Raw genomic sequence first — 17,527 nt, 5'->3', positions numbered from 1 at the left:
AGAGGACCACCCTGGCGAGAGGTCCAGGGTGGCCCGGGGCCCAGCAAGATCGGAGGGATCGCTTCACGCGCCAGAAGAGAGCGAGGCTCGACGCATCGCGTAGCGACCCAAATTCTCTTCGCGTGCTGCCTGCGCTCTCTGCGACGTCGCTGAGCCCTGGCGCTGCGCTGAGGGCACGAAGGGGTAGCGACCAACGGGAGCGTAGGGGCCGAAAGGCCCCTGATCCAGGGTACGCAGTACGGCCGAAAGGCCCCTGAGTTACCGAACGGAGTTCCGGGCGGAGTTCCGGCTGATGGCGGTGTACTGGGCGGAGCGGTAGCCGCCGACGTCGAAGCGGCCTTGCATGCCGGCGTAGACGAAGGTGCTCAGGGAGGGGTTGTCGATGGGGGTGTCGCCGACGGCGCCCTCGGGGTTGCGCCAGAGGAACATGGTCATGTCGGCGCCGACCATGGGGCCGAGGGCCACGCTGTCGCTGAGGCGGATGTCGAGGCCGAGGTTGAGCTTCGCGACCTCGAAGCCGTGGGTCATCACGTTGTCGTTCACGCCTCCCTCGGGGATCTCCCAGAGCGCGCGGTAGCCGGCGCCGAGGGTCAGGTACGGATCGATGCGCTGGAAGGGCAGGAGGTGGAACGTGCCCTGGAGGCCGGCGGCCATGCCGAGGACGTTGGCGTCGCCGCTCGCGGTGGTGGGCGAGGTGGAGAGGGTGGGCGCGAAGTTCTGGTACTGGCCGTAGACGCCGAAGCCGAAGGCCGGGGCGACGCGGTAGCCGAGGTTCAGGCCGAGGGCGAAGCCGGGGCCGGCGGTGTCGCTCACGGTGCGGCCCGTGTTCAGGTTGCCGAAGCCCTGCGTGTAGCCGAGGTCGAGGCCGAACTCGGCGGCGTTCACGGGGGCGCGCACGGGCGAGCGAAGGTAGCTCGGCCTTATCTCCTCGCTGATGGGCTGGGCGAGGGCCGTGGTGGCGGCCGCCACGGTGAGTGCGGCGCTGGCGAGAGCGATACCGTATCTGGCGTTCATGGCTGCTTTTCCCCTGGGTCGTGGCGTCGCTACGAGCGCGCCGGATGTCATGTTCGATGAGCATCGCGTATGCCACGGGCGCGCGAGCAAGGCGTACGCGCTTCGGCCAGAGCGGCAGCGCCGGCGCGCGCTGCGGGCTCACCGTGGAGCATGGGCAGAGGCGTATCGGCGGGGGCGGTGCGCATCGCGGATGCAGGGCGAACGCACGGTGGCAGGTGGGATTTGCACTGGGGGCGCTTTGCAAAGGAGAGGACATGGGCGAGCATCGGTCCACACCATGAACCCTCTCATTCATCTCGAAGGAAAAGTCGCGCTGGTGACCGGCGGGAGCCGGGGCATCGGCGAGGCGATCGCGCGCGCGTTCGGGCTGGCCGGTGCCGAGGTCGCCATCGCTTCGCGCAAGATGCAGGGTGTGAGCGAGGCGGCCGAGCGGCTCCGCAAGGAGGGCATCACCGTGGAGCGGTACGCCTGCCACGCGGGCAAGCCGGATGAGCTGGACGCGCTGGTCGCGCAGGTGATCCAGCGGTTCGGACGGATCGACGTGCTCGTGAACAACGCGGCGACGAACCCGCACTTCGGTCCGATGGTGACCGCCGATGAGGCTGCCTTCGACAAGACGTTCGAGGTGAACGTGAAGGGGTACTTCCACCTGGCGCGGCGCGTGGCTGGGCACCTGGTGGACCGGAGGGCGCCGGGGTCGCTGCTGTTCATCAGCAGCGTGAACGGGCTGATGGGGGCGCCGCTGCAGGGCATCTACGGGATGACGAAGGCGGCGGTCATCTCGATGACGAAGACCCTGGCAGTCGAGCTGGGTCCGAGCAACATCCGGGTGAACGCGATCGCGCCGGGGCTCGTGGAGACCAAGTTCTCGCAGGCGCTGGTGACGAACCCGGACATCGTGAAGCGCATGGTCGACAGGACGCCCCTCGGGCGGTACGCGCAGCCGGAGGAGATCGCGGGCGCGGCGCTCTTCCTGGCGTCGGACGCAGCCTCGTTCGTCACCGGCCACACCCTGGTCGTCGACGGCGGGCTGACGATCGCTTGATCAGCGGCAGAAAGGCGCGAGCGTCGGCAGGTTGACGTCGCACACGGGGCGCGCGGCTTCGGCGGCGTCGTTCGGGCGGCCCTGCTCCGAGAGCACGGTGGCGAGGAGGGCGCGCATGCGCGCTTCGAGCTGCCGGTCGGGGAAGTAGACCTGGAGGACGCCGCGCTCGTCGAGGCCGCGGCGCAGGTGCTGCTCGGCCGTGGGGAGGTCGCCGCTCGTGGCCGCGCGCGAGGCGGCGAGGAAGTGCGTGCGGGGGTCGTGGGGGTAGGTGGAGAGGAGGGTCTCCGTGCTGCGGGACTCGATGGTGGGCAGGTCGTCGGAGGGGATGATGGCGGCGGTGAGGGCCGCTTCGTAGGTGGGGCGTAGCTCCGCGGCCTGGTAGAGGGCGCCGGCGTAGAGGAGGACGCAGGCGATGCTGACGCCGAGGGCGGCGTTCTGGAAGCGAGGGTGAGGGCGGGTCTTCGGCCAGATGGCGAGGAGGAGGGCGCCGGCGAGCGCGCCCGCGATGGCGCCGCCGAGGTGCGCGGCGAAGTCGACCTTGCCGGCCGTGCGGTGCACGGCGAGGGGGATGAGGGAGGGGACGAGCATCTGCACGAGGGGGATGGTGGCCTGGGAGCGCTCGCGGGGAGGGAGGCGGAGGGTGGAGACCAGGGCGGAGGCGAGCAGGCCCATGATCGCGCCCGAGGCGCCGACGGAGATGGCGGCGTCGGCGTTCCAGGCGAGGCTCGCGAAGGAGCCGCCGAGGGCGCCGACGAGGAGGAGGGGGAGGAGCCAGGCGCGGCCGACGAACAGCTCCAGCATGGCGCCGCCGATGTAGAGGGCGACGCCGTTGAGGGCGAGGTGGAAGAGGTCGCCGTGGAGGAGGGTGGCGGTGAGGAGGCGGTGCCACTCGCCAGCGCCCGTGGCGAGGGGCTGGCTCAGGCCGCCGAGGGCGATGAGGGTGGGGACCGAGGAGCCGAGGAGGCCCTGGGCCGTGGCCGCGGCCGAGGCGCTGCCAGGAGGGCCGACGGGGACGGCGAAGGCGAGCTGGCCGAGGAAGACGAGGCCGAGGGTGCCGAGGATGGCGTAGGTGAGGAGGGGCTTCTGGGCGTCGGCGCTGGCGTCGGCGCTGGCGTCGGGGGCGAGGGCCGCGGGGGTGAGGGTGAGATCTTCGCGGGGGCCCTTCATGAGGGCGCGGAGGCGGCGGGTCGCGAAGAACTGGATGGCGGTGCTCGACCAGGCCTCGGCGGTGGAGGGGGCGGCGACGAGGGCGGTGATGCCCACCTTGGCGAGGCCGGGGAGGCGGTGGAGGGGCTTGAGGCGGGCGTGGTCGTCGTCGGTGATGCTCTTGCGGATCTCGATGATCTGGATGCCGACGGGGAGCTTCGTCCCGTTCATGTGGCCGGTGTACTTGAGGCAGGTCTTGCCGATCTCGATGAGGCGGTCCTGGCCGAAGTCCTCGGGCCAGCACCTGTCGTCGTCGTCCTCGGCGTCGACGATGCAGACCATGCCGAAGGACATGCCGTCGCTGTAGGTGAGGAGGATGTCGCAGGCCCGGGCGAGGGGCTCGGCCTCGATGGGGGCGCTCGGCGTGAAGCCGCGCTCGACGATGTGGTGGCGCGCGAGGTACGAGGCGAAGGGCTCCACCCGCAGAGCTTACCAGCGGTGGTAAGCGGGGTGCCCTTCTTTGACGGCGACGAAGGTGCCGCGGCAGGTGGCGGTGATCTTGCCGCCTGCCTCCAGCGTGGCGTCGACGATGACCTTGTCGCCCTCGGACTCGGCGACGCGCGCGCGGAGGCGCATGGGGCCGAGAGGGGTGGGGCGCTTGAGCTTCACGTGGAAGTCGGCGGTGACGGTGCAGGGCGGGGTGGCCTCGCCGCGCGCCTTCATGAGGTGGTGGGCCGCCGCCCAGTTGGAGTGGCAGTCGAGGAGCGCGCCGGTGATGCCGCCGTTGAGCATGCCGGCGAAGGCCTGGTGGTGCTCCTCGGGGACGAAGTCGGCGACCAGCTCGTCGCCCTCGACGCGGCTCTTGATGCGCAGGCCCTTGTCGTTGGCAGGGCCGCAGCCGAAGCAGCGGTTCTGCGGGGCGTAGCGGTCCTGCAGGCTCTCGGCCGCGGCGTCGCCCGCAGCTTCCGCTGCAGGCGACGCTGGGGCGGACTGGGGCTCGGGGGTGCTGCTCATGGCGTGTTCCTCGACGTGTTCCTCGACGTGTTCCTCGACGTGTTCCTCGACGTGTTCCTTCGCGTGCGCTCGCGCTCGCGCGCGCTCGGGCGGGTGCTCACGTTCAGGCCCCAAATGCCTCGTCGACGAGCATCTTCTGCTCGAGGAGGTGGCTCGCCTTGGAGCCCGTGGCGGGGCTCGCGCTGGGGGCGCGGCTCACGCAGCTCACCGGGAAGCGGTGGCCGAGCAGCTCGGGCAGGACGGCGTTGATGTAGTACCAGGCGCCGTAGTTGCGCGGCTCCTCCTGCACCCAGACGAGCTTGGTGCCGTCCTTGTAGCTGGCGAGGGCCTGGGAGAGCTCCTCGTTGATGGGGAAGAGCTGCTCCAGCCGGAGGATGGCGACGTCGGTCGCCTTGCGCGCGTCGCGGGCAATGGCGAGGTCGTAGTAGACCTTGCCGGAGCAGAGCAGGATCTTGCGGACGTCCCCGGGGTCGACGTTGCTCGTGTCGGCGAGGACCCGGTGGAAGCGGCCCTCGGCGAGATCTTGCAGGGTCGAGACGGGGCGGTGCGGGCCCTTGGAGCTGGTCGCGACGCGCAGGAGGCTCTTCGGGGTGCAGATCACCAGGGGCTTCCTCCAGGGGCGGTGCACCTGGCGGCGGAGGGCGTGGAAGAGCTGCGCCGGGGTGGTCAGGTTGCAGACCTGGATGTTGTCCTCGGCGCTGTTCTGGAGGAACCGCTCGACGCGCGCGCTGGAGTGCTCCGGGCCCTGGCCCTCGTAGCCGTGGGGCAGGTAGAGCACGAGGCCGGAGAGGCGGTGCCACTTGTCCTCGCTGGAGGTGAGGAACTGGTCGACGATGACCTGCGCGCCGTTGAGGAAGTCGCCGAACTGCGCCTCCCAGATCACGAGGCCGTCGGGGTAGTCGAGGCTGTAGCCGAAGTCGAAGCCGAGCACGCCGGCCTCGCTGAGCGGGCTGTTGTGCACCTCGAAGCGCGCGGGCCACTCGGCGACCTGGGTGAGCGGGGCGAAGCGCGCGCCGGTCTCCGCATCGGAGAGCACGGCGTGGCGGTGGCTGAAGGTGCCGCGCTGCGCGTCCTGGCCCGAGATGCGCACCGGGGTCTTCTCGGAGAGGAGCGAGGCGTAGGCGAGCATCTCGCCCGTGCCCCAGTCGAAGGTCTCGCCGGCGACGAGGCGCTCGTGCCGGGCGTTGAGCATGGGGAGCACCTTGGGGTGCACCTTGAAGCCCTCGGGCACGGTGAGCAGCCGCTCGGAGAGCGCGATGAGCTTGTCGGCGGGGACCGCGGTGGTCACCTCGGGCGTCGCGCTGTCGGGGCCGCCGCGGTAGCTCGTCCAGACGCCGGCCATGGAGTAGGTGACCGGCGCGTAGCCCCTGGACTTCACCTCGTCGAAGGCGGAGGTGAGCGCCTCGCGGCGGCGCAGGACGATCTCCTCGGCGGCCTCCTCGGTGACCTGGCCCATCGCCACGAGGCGCTGCACGTACACCTGGCGCACGGTCGGCTTCGCGTCGATGGCCTGGTACATCCTCGGCTGGGTGAAGCGCGGCTCGTCGCCCTCGTTGTGGCCGTACTTGCGGTAGCAGTACATGTCGATGACCACGTCCTTGCCGAAGTGCTGGCGGTAGTCGATCGCGAGCTGCGCGACGTGCGCCACGGCCTCGGGATCCTCGCCGTTCACGTGGAACACCGGGACCTTGAGCATGCGCATGATGTCGGACGCGTACCGGGTGGAGCGCGACTCGTCCGGCATGGTGGTGAAGCCGACCTGGTTGTTGACGATGACGTGGATGGTGCCGCCGGTCCCGTAGCCGGCGAGGCTCATCATGTTCAGGGTCTCGGGGACCACGCCCTGCCCGATGAAGGCCGCGTCGCCGTGGATGAGCAGCGGCATGACGTGCTTCTTCGTCTCGGCGCTGTCCGCCCACCGGGTGAGGAGCCGGTCCTGCTTGGCGCGGGTGCGGCCCTCGACCACCGGGTTCACGAACTCCAGGTGGCTCGGGTTGAAGGTCATGGTGAGGTGGACGTTGCGGCCGCCCTTCAGGGTCCGGTCGGTGGAGTAGCCGAGGTGGTACTTCACGTCGCCCGAGCCGAGGTTGCGCTCCGCGTCCTTGTCCTCGAAGGCCGCGAAGATCTCGCGGATGCTCTTGTCCATGATGTTGACGAGCACGTTGAGGCGGCCGCGGTGGGCCATGCCCATCACGACCTCGCCGACCTCGTGCTCGCCGCCGCGCTCGATGAGCAGGTCGAGCAGCGGGATGAGGCTCTCGGCGCCCTCCAGCGAGAAGCGCTTGGTCCCCGAGCCGTAGGAGACGTGGATGAACTGCTCGAAGATCTCGGCGTCGCTGAGCTTCGTGAGGATGCGGAGCTGCGCCTCCCGGTCGAGCTTCATCCGGTTGCGCGTCGACTCCATCTGCTGCTGGAGCCAGGTGCGCTCCTCGGGCGACTCGATGAAGTTGAACTCCACGCCGATGGTGCGGCAGTACGTCTCCGAGAGGTGCTCGATGATCTCGCGCAGGGTGAGCACCTGCGGCACGCCCGCGAGGTCGCTCGTGGGGAAGGGCTTGTCGAGGTCCTCGGCGCTCAGGCCGAAGTTCGTGAGATCGAGCTCGGGCGGCGTGGCCGGCGGCCGGTTCAGCGGGTCGAGGTGGGCGAAGAGGTGGCCGCGGACGCGGTAGGCGTTGACGAGCTGGTAGGCGCGCGCCTGCAGCGCGCCCTGGGCGAGCACCTGGAGATCGCGGGTGGTGTCCCCGGCGGGGATCTCGCTGAGCTTCTTCGCGAAGGCCGTCTCCAGCTCGCGGGCGCCAGCGTCGTTCGAGGTCCTCTGGGGCTCCTCGCGCAGAGGCGCCTGGGTCGGGGCCGCGGCGGGCGCCGCGCGTCGCTGAGCCGAGTGCGCGAGGGCCGAGCCGTTGCCGTTGCCGTTGCCGGTGCCGTTCGCCTCGAAGAAGGCGCGCCAGCCCGGGTCGACCGATGCGGGGTTCTCCACGAACTGTGCGTAGAGTTCCTCGACGAAACCTGCGTTCACTCCGAAATCGAGCTGCATTGGAAGGCCTTGCAAATAACGCGAGATGGACCCGCATGCCAGAGCGGAAGTGGGCTCTCTCTGTCGGTCTGAGCTCGGTCTGAGCTCGGTCTGAGCTCGGTCTGGGCTCATGGTCGAGTTTGTCAAGGAGGAGGCCCCACGTTTTTCGCGCTCCTGTCTTGCGGTCGGGGTACAAAGGCGCATGTCCCTGGACCGCTTCGACCGATTCCGCGACCTCCTGGTTCATGCGCCGGCCCTCGGCTTCTGGCTCGACGTCAGCCGGATCCGCTTCGCTGACGGGTTCTTCGCGCAGATGGATGCGCGCATCCGGGACGCCCTCCGCCGCATGACCGAGCTGGAGGCCGGCGCCACGGCCAACCCGGACGAGGGCCGCCTCGTCGGCCACTACTGGCTGCGCGCTCCGGCGCTCGCGCCGAAGCCGGAGATCCGCGCCGACGTCGAGCGCACCCTGGAGCGCGTCCTCGCGTTCGCGGCCGACGTCCACGCGGCGCACATCCGGCCCGAGCGGTCGCCCCGTTTCCGGCGCCTGGTCGTCGTCGGCATCGGCGGCTCGGCCCTCGGCCCGCAGCTCGCTGCGGCTGCGCTGGGCTCGCCTGCGGACCGGATGATCCCGCACTTCTTCGACAACACCGACCCCGACGGGTTCGACCGGGTCCTCGACGCCATCGGCGACGATCTCGGCGCGACGCTCGCGGTGATCGTCTCCAAGTCCGGCGGCACCAAGGAGACCCGGAACGGCATGCTCGCCCTCGACGCGGCGTACCGGCGGCTCGGCCTCACCCTCGGCGCCCACGCCGTCGCCGTCACGGGCGAGGGCAGTGAGCTCGACAAGTACGCCGCCGCGAACGGTTTCCTCGCGCGCTTCCCCATGTGGGACTGGGTCGGCGGTCGCACCAGCGAGCTGAGCGCCGTGGGCCTCCTGCCTGCCGCGCTCCAGGGCCTCGATGTGCGCGCGATGCTCGCCGGCGCCGCGGCGATGGACGAGGTGACCCGCGCTCCGGAGCCCCGCCAGAACCCCGCGGCCGTCCTCGCCCTCGCCTGGTACAGCGCCACAGGCGGCGCCGGGAAGAAGGACATGGTCGTCCTCCCCTACAAGGACCGGCTCGAGCTGTTCTCCCGTTACCTGCAGCAGCTCGTGATGGAGTCGCTGGGCAAGCAGCACGACCTCGACGGCAAGGAGGTCTTCCAGGGGATCGCGGTGTACGGCAACAAGGGCTCCACCGATCAGCACGCCTACGTCCAGCAGCTCCGCGACGGCGTCGACAACTTCTTCACGACCTTCATCGAGGTGCTGCGCGATCACGCCCCCGGCCGCCGCCACGAGGAGGTCGAGCCGGGCGTCACTGCGGGCGACTACCTCTCCGGCTTCCTCCAGGGGACCCGGCAGGCGCTCACGGATCGCGGGCGCGAGTCGATCACGGTGACCATCGAGGAGATGGGCCCGCGCGCGCTGGGCGCCCTGATCGCCCTCTACGAGCGCGCCGTGGGGCTCTACGCCTGGCTCGTCAACGTGAACGCCTACCACCAGCCTGGCGTGGAGGCCGGCAAGAAGGCGGCGCAGGCGGTGATCACGCTCCAGGGCCGCGTGTTCCAGGCGCTCTCCGCGCAGCCGGGCCGCGCGATGACCGTGCAGGAGATCGCGAAGGCCGCGGGCGAGAGCGACCCGGAGCCCGTCTTCTGGATCCTGCGCCGCCTCGTCGCCAACCCCGAGCGCGGCGTCGTGCGCGACCTGCCGGAGCCGTCGGAGGATGGCGCCATCTTCGACGCGACCTACCGGCTCGTGAAGGTCTAGCGCGCCGTATCTCCGGTCCCCTCGCGACGCTCGCGCGCAGATGCAGGGGTAGTGACCATCGGGAGCGTAGGGGCCGCCAGGCCCCTGCTCCAGGGTACGCAGTACTAAAAGCGCATGCGCAGGCCGGCGCCGCGTAGCCCGATCATCAGCTCAGGCACCGGCGTCGCGCGCTCTGCCTGTGGTTTCAGCGGGATGTCGCCGCGCACCCAGATCTTGTGATCTGTCATCAGGCCGGCGATGAACAGCGCCGCGCCCGTCACCTGCGTCACCCCGTCGACGAGCAGGAGCACGGCCGCGGTCGCGTTTCCCCGGGGCCCGAACCCCACGTCCTCGCCCGTCCCCATGGTGACGAACGGACCTACGATGGGCGCGAACAGCGCGGCCCAGTCTTCCGGGTTGTTGCCCTCCACGGTCACCAGCGTGCCCGCCAGCAGCACCGAGGACACGTACGCCCCGCCGAAGATGGACGCGCCCACGACCGACATCGTGGTGTTCGGGCGCATCTCCAGCCGGTAGCCCGGCGGAGGTGGCGCCTTGTCGAGGAACGGCAGCGTCCGGGGAAGCACCACCGGCTCCTGCGCGCTGGCGACGCCTGGCAGCGTGAGCGCGGTGAGCGCGGCGAGTGCGGGGAGCAACCCAGCCATCGAGACGAACCTGCGGATCACCTGCACCGGCACCACCACCTGCCTCAGAACTTCCAGCGCAGCGAGCCCCCGAAGGGGCCCACGTTGATCTCGGGACGCAGCGCCACGTCGACCCACGAAGGGCTCTCCTGCCGCTGCAGGTACAGATCCTCGTGCGCGAATGCGGCTGCCATCAGGATGGCGCCTGCTGTCTGCACCACGCCGTTTGCGCTCAGCCAGAACGCCCCGGCCCCGTTGGCGCCCAGCGCCCCGATCGCCACGTAAGGCCCTGCGACCGGGATCAGCAGCGTCGCGATCCCCCGGGACACCTCCTCGTCGTCGTTGACGAGCGCGAATGTCGAGACCACCACCGACGCCACGTAGGGCACCATGAAGGTGATCATTCCCCCCGTGAGCAGCTTCCGGTTCGGCCGCGTCACCAGTGCGTAGCGTGGCGGGATCGGGTCGCCCTCCTCGTACTCCAGCCGCTGCGGGTTCATCCACGAGGGCAACCGCGACGGAGGTGGCCCTCTCCAGGGCGTCTCCGACCCGCCGTACCAGCCTGAGGGCAGAGGCGCGGCGCCTTCAGGCACGGCCGGCGCATCCGGAGCAGCCGGTGCATCCGGAGCAGCCGGTGCAGCCGGTGCAGCCGGTGCAGCCGGTGCAGCCGGTGCAACCGGAGCAGCCGGCGTAGCCGGCACACCCGGAGCTGGGGCCTCCTGTGCCAGAGCAGGGGCCGACAGCACGACGAGGGCGCCGACGAGGGCGCCGACGTGCGTCAGGGCGCGCACGACTCCGGGCGCACCGCGCATGGCTACATCGACCCCCAGACCCCGAGCCCCATGCCCCCGAGCCCCATCGGCATCGGCGTCACGTTCACGTCGAGGGTCGCCACGTCGTTGCGCATCAGCACCGTCTTCGGCGCCGCGATCCCCCCGATCAGCATCGCCATTCCACCGATCTGCGCGAGGCCGTCCATCACCATCAGGAACGACACGCCTCCCAGCCGGTCGTTGCGCGACGCGCTGCTGTGGATCATGCCGAGCGAGATGAACGGCCCTGCGAGCGGCGCGTAGAGCGGCAGCAGCTCGTCGGTACCTGCGGAGTCGCCGACCGACGCGATGAGCGCCGAGATCATGTACATCGTGCCGAACGTCACGGCGCCGCCGATGACCAGCCCCCGCCGCATCCGCGTCTGCAGCGTGTAGCCCTCCGGGATGGCCATCCCCTCCTCGTAGTCGATGCTCTTGGGGCCCTCCGCGGCCTTCCCGGCGCCCGGCTGCCCGTAGTAGGCGGGAGGCGGCTGCTGCCCGTAGTAGCCCGGAGGCGGGGTGCCGTACCCGGGAGGCGGTGCGCCATATCCGGGAGGAGGCGCGCCGTACCCGGGAGGCGGTGCGCCATATCCGGGAGGAGGCGCTTGCGGATCAGGCGCCGAGGCTGCGTCCGCGGGCCGCTCCTGCGCGCGCGCAGTGGCCGGAGCGAGGAGCGCTGCACCGAGCATCGCGCTCGCGGCGAGCCGGACGCAGGTTCGCGGAAAGTGAGTGGTGTTCGTCGTCAGCATCGTCATGCGAGCCTCCTCGCCGCGCCCCCGGTAGCGGCGAAAGCACAGGGGATGGTGAAAGAAATCCAGCCGAACGCGGCCAGAATACGCGGCTTCGCTTCAAGATCAACGGCCCCCACTGCACGCGCGCTCGGCACGTCACGCCGACGCCGCACCGCGTCTACATGGTCCCGCGGATCCCGAGGCCGAGATCCCCTCGGCCCGTTGCGAATGGCACGATCTCGACGTGCTCGCTGGCCAGATCGTTCCGGATCAGCACCTTCTTCTGCGACAGCAGACCGCCGAGCAGCATGAGGGCGCCGCCGATCTGTGCGATGCCATCCACTACGAGGACGGCCCCGAGCTCGCCGTCGATGCTCGCGTCGCTCGTGGCGAGCGCGATGAAGGGCCCGACCAGCGGGACGACCAGCGCACCGAAGTCGCCGTTGCCATCGGAGATGCTCTGCACGCCACCGATCAGCGACAGCCCGTACATCGTGCCGAACGTCACGGCCCCGGCGATGACCAGCCCGCGCCGGGCGCGCATCTCCAGCGTGTAGCCGTCGGGGATCTGCATGCCCTCCTCGTACGGGATCTGCTTGGGGAATTCCTGCCTCTCCGGCACTGCTGGCGGGTACGGGTAATAGCCTGGAGGTGGGTAGTACCCAGGCGGCGGAGCGCCGTATCCAGGTGGCGGAGCGCCGTATCCAGGTGGCGGAGCGCCGTATCCAGGCGGCGGGGCGCCGTATCCAGGTGGCGGGGCGCCGTATCCAGGTGGTGGGGCGCCGTATCCAGGTGGTGGGGCGCCGTATCCAGGTGGCGGAGTGCCGTATCCAGGTGGCGGAGCGCCCTGGCCCGCAGACGGCGCGCTCTGGCCCGCAGACGGCGCGCCGTTTCCTGGTGACGGCTTGCCGGATCCTGCGGGGGTGACGCGCGCGGCAGGCGTGTCCTCTCCAGAGGTCGCGTCCGGTGCAGCGGCCTGTCCCGGGGGCTTCGTTGCAGGTTGCCCCGCAGGTTGTCCTGCCGGCTGCGGTGTCCCCCGCTGCCCCTGCGCAGGCGTCGTGGGCTTCGCGGGGGTGGCTGGCGCTTCCTGACGGGGCGCCTGCTGGCCGTGCGCGGGGGCCGGGAGCAAGAGCGCGCTCCCGAGCAGCGTCGCGGCGGCGAGGGGACGGCAACGTGACCACGAAGCAACGGTTCTCATCGGCATGAGCGTCAGGCGGGCGCCCCCTCGGATGCTGGTGAAACGAACGCTACGAGACAAGGACGGGAGACGCGCTCCAGCATACGCCGCCGCCGGGCTGCATCAACATTCCGTGCCCCCCACGCCACCCCGCGCAGCGACGGCATCGTGCTGAAGTGTCGAGTTCCACGCCGCGGCGACGGCATCGCGCTGGAGCGTGGCGTGTGGAGCACCACGCCGCGTCATCACCCTGCGTGCGGCCGTCTCCCCGTCCGGAGCCCTGCCCCGCGCCCCGCAGCGCTCGTCCCGCGCCGCCCAGCGCGCCGCGCCCGCCGCCCATCCACCTCGCCTGCGGGCGTCTTGCTCCCCGCGGCGAGCGCCACCGCCTCCGCCAGCGCGTCGCGCCCCTCGATCCACACGTCGGGCACGAACCCCCGCAGCTCCTCGAAGTCGCCGAGCGCGTCACGGAACGCCCGCGTCCCGAAGGACACCTGGATCCCCGAGCGTGGCAGCGCGAACAGCGCCACCTCACCGACCGCCATCCCCCCGCGCGTCGGCTGCCCTGCAACGATCGTGGACGGGAGCTGCCGCGCCAGCGACACCAGCATCTCGCAGGCCGACGCGCACCCTCCGTCCACCAGCAGCACCGCCCGCCCCCGCAGCGGCCCCTCCGCGTGGCCTCGCACCACCTCACCGGGCGTCACCACGTCCTCGCGCCCTGCCCCGCGCGCCCGCAGCTCGGCCGCGAGCGCCTCCAGCATCCCGATGTGCTCGACGAACCGCGCCTCGGCCGCGGCTGGCACGCCCCCCTGTCCGAGCCTTCGCCGGGCGCTGTTCGCCCGACCCTCGGCGGCCGCGGCCGAGAGCACCTCGCGCTCCGACAGCCGCTGCATCGGCTCGCTGGTGAGTGCGAGCAGGAACGCCTCCGCGTACCGGTAGTTCCCCCCGCCGTTCCCGCGCAGGTCGAGCACGAACCCCGGCGACTCGCGCAGCGTACCCGCCATGGCCGGCAGCCCTTCGAGCGCCTCGGCTGCCGCGCTCTCGAAGGTGCGGATCGACAGCACCGGCACCTCTCCGCGACGCTCCAGCGTCACGGCCTCCGCGACCCCCCGGCGCCGGGGCACCGCCTCCATCACCGCCGCACGGAGCGGCAACGACGCCTGCCCACCGCCGGCACGCTTGCAAGGTACCGGCGCCGGCGCACCTTCGGCCGCGAACACGCTCAGCACGAACTGCCCCTCCAGCGTCGGCAGGATCTCCACCCCGCCCGCGCCGAACGCGCACCCCGAGAGCCGCTCCCCGCCGAGCCACACCGCGCCGTCCGCCTCCACCCGCGCCACGTGCGCCGACACGAACGGCTTCCGCCGCTCCCCTCCCAGCAGCCGCAGCGGCGCGTGCCCTCCGTACCCGAAGGCGAGGTGCCCGTCCTCGGCGCCGAGCACGTCCCGCAGGAACCGCGTCAGCGCGGCGGGATCCCACTGCGCCTGCCCGCGCACCGCAGCCTGCGCCGCCGCGAGCGTGGCTGCGTCCGGCGTGCGTGGACCTTCCTCCAGGCCGGCGTACGCCTCCTCGAAGACGCGCACGGCCGCCAGCAGATCCGCCTCAGCCTCGACTGCGCTCACCGGGCGCGGGTCGCGATCGAACGCCCCGTCTGCGATCCGCCACGAGGGCTCCGGTGTCTGCGCAACACCCGCCGCACACCCGGCATGCGCGAGCCCGAGCGCACCCACGAGGGCGGCAGTGGCCACCCGCAGCGCGCAGCCTGACGTCTTCAGCCCGAAGAGCGGACGAAGCCCTCGACCGCGTGGGTCGTGTGGGTCGCGTGGGTTGCGTGGGTCGCGTGGGACCAGCGAGTCCGGCGAAGCCTGGGAGCTGGAGCAGAGGGCTGCGCGCTGGGTATCAGGCACGGCCCGAGAAGGGTCGGCGAACTGATGTCCTCACGCAACCTCTGTATTTCTCGGGAGCGCGGAAGAATTCCTTCTCTTCCGCGGTCTTCTCCCGTCCTCGTCGCGTGCCTCGCGCCTTTTTCTGACGCTCCCCGCCCGCTCTCCGCCCGCTCCCCGCCCGCTCCCCGCCCGCTCCCCGCCCGCTTCGAGCACGCGCTCACTCGCGGGCCCTGCAGCGTTGCTGAGCCCGCGTCGTGACCTGGACTGGTTTACGAAGCGTTCTCCTGCGAGGTCTCGCCGCCCTCTTGCTGGACGAGGGGAGAGTACTGGGTGGACCACCGGGTCCACTGCTTGGAGCGCTTGCCGGTGGGGCGGTTCTGCTGCTTGGCGCGCTCCTGCTTGCGCGCGATCTTCGTGAGCAGGTGCTGGTGCTGACGCGACGGACGATGCATGGCGCGGATGCTGCTCCAGCCTGCTTCCCCGCGCAAGAGCCAGAATGCAGCGAGGTGCTACCCCGCGTCGCCGCTGCCCGCGCTGCCCCTGCCCGCGCTGCCCTTGCTCTGGTTGCGGGTGCTGTCGGCGCTGCCGGTGCTGCGGGTGCTGCGGGTGCCGCTTGCTCCGCTCGCTTCGCCCGGGCTGCCGTCTCCGCCCGGGCCGCCGTCGTCCTCCCCCTCGGTCCCCAGCCGACCGAAGGTGTGGATTCCGTAGATCGTGGCGAGGAGCCCGATCACCGTCACCAGCCTGCCGACCTCCGAGGGGCCGATCCCGACGAGCGCCAGCCCGAGCAGCAAGAGGAGCCCGCCGCCGACGAGCGCCTGCCGTGCCCGCCGCTCGGCCCCTGTCCCCCACGCACCCGCGTCCTCGACCCCGCGCATCGCTTCGCCGCTCCCGGTCACCGGAATTTCCGCGTCCGCGCGTGGGTCACGAAGTCCTGCACGTCGCGCGTGAGCTGCCGCTCCGCGGTGATCGTCGTCTGCTCGTGCTCCTCGCCCACCAGGTCGTCGTACCGGTAATTGGTCTGGTAGAGCAGCACGAGCCGCGTCTCGCCGTCCTCACCCGCGCGCACCAGCCGAAGCTTCTCTTCCTGCCGGTTCGCCGGAGGGATCGCGACCCCGAGCTTGTCCGCGTCCTCCTGGGTCACGTACACCACCCCGTAGTCGTGCCCTTGCACGCCGACGTCCACCTGCACCATCGCCCCGGTGCTCAGGAGCTTCACCTCGCGCGCAGGCGCAGGCTGCGTCCCCTCCTGCGTCATCGCCCGCCGGATCACCTCGATGGCGCGGCGCTCGTCGAGCAGCCTCACCGCGTTCGGCGCCCGCGCCGGCGGTGGACCACACCCGATCGCCCCCAGAGAGAGTCCGCCCAGCGCGATCCCGCCGAGCGCCACCCACCCGCTCAGCCCCAGCGCGCCCAGCCACCCACCCCTGCGGGGCACGGCGCTTCCCGCGCTCCCCGCGCTCCCCGCGCGCTCGGCGCGGCGCATCTCCGGCCCCTGGGCCACCTCGACCTCCGTGATCCCCGGCCCCACGTTCGCCGCATGAGTCTGCATGACCGTGTCTGAGAGTAGCCAACGCGCGTCGGCTTCGCTACTTCTCCCGCATGGCGAGGCTCGCGGCGATCGACATTGGATCCAATGCCATCCGCCTGCGCATTGTCGACGTCGATCCCCCCGCGGTGGGCGAGGACGGCCCGCGCCTCTCGCCTTTCCGTGACGTCGCGGCCGACCGGGCGCCTGTCCGGCTCGGCCACGACGTCTTCACCAAGGGACGCCTTGAGCCCAGCATCATCGGCGCCGCCTGTGAGGCCCTCACCCGCTTCCGCGCCACCATGGATGGCGCCAAGGTCGACCGCTACCGCGCCGTCGCCACCAGCGCCGCCCGCGAGGCCTCGAACGGCGACCTCTTCGTCGAGCGCGCCGCCCGCGAAGCCGGCGTCCACGTCGAGGTCATCGAGGGCGTCGAGGAGGCGCGCCTCGTCCAGCTCGCGGTCGGCGAGCGCATCCCCGTCGGCACCCGCACCGCGCTCCTCATCGACATCGGCGGCGGCTCCACCGAGCTCACCCTCCTGCGCGGCAAGGACAGCATCTTCTCCCGCTCCTTCCCCGTTGGCACCGTGCGCCTCATCGAGGCCTTCCTCGACGAGCGCCGCCCCCTCGACGCGACCTGCCGCCACCTCATGCAGGAGTACATCGGCCGCATCCTCGCCGACGCGCTCCGCGAGATCCGCGACCTCACCGGCGGCCGCCCCGACCTCCTCATCGGCACCGGCGGCAACATCGAGACCCTCGCCGACCTCTGCCCCGTCCCCAGCGCCTTCCCCGAGGGCCGCGCCATCGAGGTCTCCTCCATGGAGAGCCTCCTCGCCGAGCTGAGCGTCCGCACCCCCGAGGAGCGCATCCAGCAGTACAACCTGCGCCCCGACCGCGCCGACACCATCGTCCCTGCTGCCACCATCCTCGGCCGCGTCGCCCGCGACTTCGACCACCGCGCCATCTCCGCGCCTGGCGTCGGCCTCAAGGAGGGCGTCCTCGTCGACCTCGCCCTCGTCCACTTCGTCGGCCACGACTTCCCCGCCGAGATGGCCGCGGTCCACGACGCCTGCCTCCGCCTCGGCCGCCGCTACCACTTCGACGAGGCCCACGGCACCCTCGTCGCCCGCCTCGCCGGCCGCCTCTTCGACGACCTCGCCCCCCGCCACCGCATGGGCCCCCGCGACCGCATCCTCCTCCACGCCGCGGCCCTCCTCCACGACGTCGGCGACTTCGTCCGCTACGAAGGCCACCACAAGCACAGCTACTACATCATCGTCCACAGCGACCTGATGGGCCTCACCCCCGAGGAGCGCGCCATCGTCGCCAACGTCGCCCGCTACCACCGCAAGACCCCGCCGAGCCCCGACCACGACAACTTCCGCGCCCTCTCCCGCGAGGCCCGCTCCCAGGTCAAAGCCCTCGCCTCCATCCTCCGCGTCGCCGACGCCCTCGACCGCGAGCACCGCGCCAAGGTCACCGGCCTCTCCGCCCGCATCGAGGCCGACACGGTGATCCTCGACGTGCAGGGCGCCGGCGACCGCTCCCTCGAGGAGTGGACCGTCATCGCCAAGGCCGGCATGCTCCGCGACGCCCTCGGCCTCGACGTCCGCCTCCTCGGCGGCAGCCTCGGCCCGAACTCCGGCCGCCGCGCGAGCAGCACCCCCCCCGCGAGCACCGCGACCCCGGGCCCGCAGCGGGGATGAGCGCGGAACGCCGGAACCC

The 17,527-nt window shown here is 71.5% G+C and carries 16 protein-coding genes; 4 read left to right on the top strand and 12 right to left on the bottom strand.

The window, feature by feature from the left end; all coding sequences use genetic code 11:
* Positions 1-258: 258 nt before the first annotated feature.
* On the bottom strand, positions 259-1,014 hold the full coding sequence (locus CAP_RS02665) for an outer membrane beta-barrel protein (RefSeq protein WP_052373995.1): 756 nt from the start codon (positions 1,012-1,014) through the stop codon (positions 259-261).
* Between the two features lie 277 nt (positions 1,015-1,291).
* Here CAP_RS02665 and CAP_RS02660 point away from each other — a divergent pair, with 277 nt between their 5' ends.
* Positions 1,292-2,059 (top strand): glucose 1-dehydrogenase, encoded by a 768-nt coding sequence (locus tag CAP_RS02660; RefSeq protein ID WP_044235604.1) that lies wholly within the window; start codon positions 1,292-1,294, stop codon positions 2,057-2,059.
* On the opposite strand, the gene CAP_RS54815 is transcribed toward CAP_RS02660, so the two are convergent.
* The 3 genes from CAP_RS54815 to CAP_RS02645 form a co-directional block, all read right to left on the bottom strand.
* Positions 2,060-3,685, bottom strand: a complete 1,626-nt coding sequence (locus CAP_RS54815) for a rhomboid family intramembrane serine protease (protein WP_052373994.1) — start codon at positions 3,683-3,685, stop codon at positions 2,060-2,062.
* Positions 3,686-3,694: 9 nt separating this feature from the next.
* Positions 3,695-4,219, bottom strand: a complete 525-nt coding sequence (locus CAP_RS02650) for a PaaI family thioesterase (RefSeq protein ID WP_044235792.1) — start codon at positions 4,217-4,219, stop codon at positions 3,695-3,697.
* A 103-nt stretch (positions 4,220-4,322) separates the two neighbouring features.
* A complete protein-coding gene (locus CAP_RS02645) occupies positions 4,323-7,253 on the bottom strand; it encodes a 2-oxoglutarate dehydrogenase E1 component (protein WP_081864487.1) in 2,931 nt (976 codons plus the stop codon).
* A 181-nt stretch (positions 7,254-7,434) separates the two neighbouring features.
* Between CAP_RS02645 and CAP_RS02640 the strand changes: the two genes are divergently transcribed.
* Positions 7,435-9,045 carry a glucose-6-phosphate isomerase gene (locus tag CAP_RS02640; RefSeq protein WP_044235602.1) on the top strand — a complete coding sequence of 537 codons (1,611 nt, stop codon included), beginning with the start codon at positions 7,435-7,437 and terminating at the stop codon, positions 9,043-9,045.
* A 104-nt stretch (positions 9,046-9,149) separates the two neighbouring features.
* Here CAP_RS02640 and CAP_RS02635 read toward each other — a convergent pair whose 3' ends face one another.
* The 4 genes from CAP_RS02635 to CAP_RS49750 all read right to left on the bottom strand — a co-directional run bounded on the left by CAP_RS02635 (position 9,150) and on the right by CAP_RS49750 (position 11,833).
* Positions 9,150-9,689, bottom strand: a complete 540-nt coding sequence (locus CAP_RS02635) for a hypothetical protein (RefSeq protein WP_156040433.1) — start codon at positions 9,687-9,689, stop codon at positions 9,150-9,152.
* 44 nt (positions 9,690-9,733) lie between these two features.
* Positions 9,734-10,168, bottom strand: coding sequence for a hypothetical protein (locus CAP_RS49755; RefSeq protein WP_044235600.1), 435 nt, complete (start codon positions 10,166-10,168; stop codon positions 9,734-9,736).
* 314 nt (positions 10,169-10,482) lie between these two features.
* Entirely contained in the window at positions 10,483-11,235 is a 753-nt protein-coding gene (locus tag CAP_RS43585; RefSeq protein ID WP_052373992.1) for a hypothetical protein, read from the bottom strand.
* Between the two features lie 154 nt (positions 11,236-11,389).
* Positions 11,390-11,833: a hypothetical protein gene (locus CAP_RS49750; protein ID WP_052373991.1), complete on the bottom strand. Its 444-nt coding sequence runs from the start codon at positions 11,831-11,833 to the stop codon at positions 11,390-11,392.
* 29 nt (positions 11,834-11,862) lie between these two features.
* Here CAP_RS49750 and CAP_RS49745 point away from each other — a divergent pair, with 29 nt between their 5' ends.
* Entirely contained in the window at positions 11,863-12,138 is a 276-nt protein-coding gene (locus tag CAP_RS49745; RefSeq protein WP_052373990.1) for a hypothetical protein, read from the top strand.
* Positions 12,139-12,633: 495 nt separating this feature from the next.
* On the opposite strand, the gene CAP_RS02615 is transcribed toward CAP_RS49745, so the two are convergent.
* From CAP_RS02615 to CAP_RS02600, 4 genes are all read right to left on the bottom strand, one after another.
* Complete coding sequence (locus tag CAP_RS02615; RefSeq protein WP_197040963.1) at positions 12,634-14,010, bottom strand: S41 family peptidase; 1,377 nt, start codon at positions 14,008-14,010, stop codon at positions 12,634-12,636.
* 533 nt (positions 14,011-14,543) lie between these two features.
* The gene (locus CAP_RS02610; protein WP_044235596.1) at positions 14,544-14,726 is read right to left on the bottom strand and encodes a hypothetical protein; all 183 of its coding nucleotides are present in this window, start codon (positions 14,724-14,726) and stop codon (positions 14,544-14,546) included.
* A gap of 57 nt (positions 14,727-14,783) precedes the next feature.
* Entirely contained in the window at positions 14,784-15,149 is a 366-nt protein-coding gene (locus CAP_RS51845) for a hypothetical protein (RefSeq protein ID WP_197040962.1), read from the bottom strand.
* A gap of 17 nt (positions 15,150-15,166) precedes the next feature.
* A complete protein-coding gene (locus tag CAP_RS02600) occupies positions 15,167-15,823 on the bottom strand; it encodes a hypothetical protein (RefSeq protein WP_044235594.1) in 657 nt (218 codons plus the stop codon).
* Between the two features lie 50 nt (positions 15,824-15,873).
* Between CAP_RS02600 and CAP_RS02595 the strand changes: the two genes are divergently transcribed.
* Entirely contained in the window at positions 15,874-17,508 is a 1,635-nt protein-coding gene (locus tag CAP_RS02595) for a Ppx/GppA phosphatase family protein (RefSeq protein WP_081864485.1), read from the top strand.
* Positions 17,509-17,527: the final 19 nt, after the last annotated feature.

The organism is Chondromyces apiculatus DSM 436 (assembly GCF_000601485.1).
GTDB lineage: Bacteria > Myxococcota_A > Polyangia > Polyangiales > Polyangiaceae > Chondromyces > Chondromyces apiculatus.
Note: the sequence above shows the minus strand (reverse complement) of the source record. Positions and strands in the feature narration are given on the sequence as shown.

Bases quoted from the DNA above. Each gene is read 5' to 3' on its own strand.
- CAP_RS02665 (WP_052373995.1), bottom strand. From the start codon at position 1,014: ATGAACGCCAGATACGGTATCGCTCTCGCCAGCGCCGCACTCACCGTG.
- CAP_RS02650 (WP_044235792.1), bottom strand. From the start codon at position 4,219: ATGAGCAGCACCCCCGAGCCCCAGTCCGCCCCAGCGTCGCCTGCAGCG.
- CAP_RS43585 (WP_052373992.1), bottom strand. From the start codon at position 11,235: ATGACGATGCTGACGACGAACACCACTCACTTTCCGCGAACCTGCGTC.
- CAP_RS02640 (WP_044235602.1), top strand. From the start codon at position 7,435: ATGTCCCTGGACCGCTTCGACCGATTCCGCGACCTCCTGGTTCATGCG.
- CAP_RS02645 (WP_081864487.1), bottom strand. From the start codon at position 7,253: ATGCAGCTCGATTTCGGAGTGAACGCAGGTTTCGTCGAGGAACTCTAC.
- CAP_RS02660 (WP_044235604.1), top strand. From the start codon at position 1,292: ATGAACCCTCTCATTCATCTCGAAGGAAAAGTCGCGCTGGTGACCGGC.
- CAP_RS02595 (WP_081864485.1), top strand. From the start codon at position 15,874: ATGGCGAGGCTCGCGGCGATCGACATTGGATCCAATGCCATCCGCCTG.
- CAP_RS51845 (WP_197040962.1), bottom strand. From the start codon at position 15,149: ATGCGCGGGGTCGAGGACGCGGGTGCGTGGGGGACAGGGGCCGAGCGG.
- CAP_RS49755 (WP_044235600.1), bottom strand. From the start codon at position 10,168: ATGAACCCGCAGCGGCTGGAGTACGAGGAGGGCGACCCGATCCCGCCA.
- CAP_RS02600 (WP_044235594.1), bottom strand. From the start codon at position 15,823: ATGCAGACTCATGCGGCGAACGTGGGGCCGGGGATCACGGAGGTCGAG.
- CAP_RS02610 (WP_044235596.1), bottom strand. From the start codon at position 14,726: ATGCATCGTCCGTCGCGTCAGCACCAGCACCTGCTCACGAAGATCGCG.
- CAP_RS02635 (WP_156040433.1), bottom strand. From the start codon at position 9,689: ATGGCTGGGTTGCTCCCCGCACTCGCCGCGCTCACCGCGCTCACGCTG.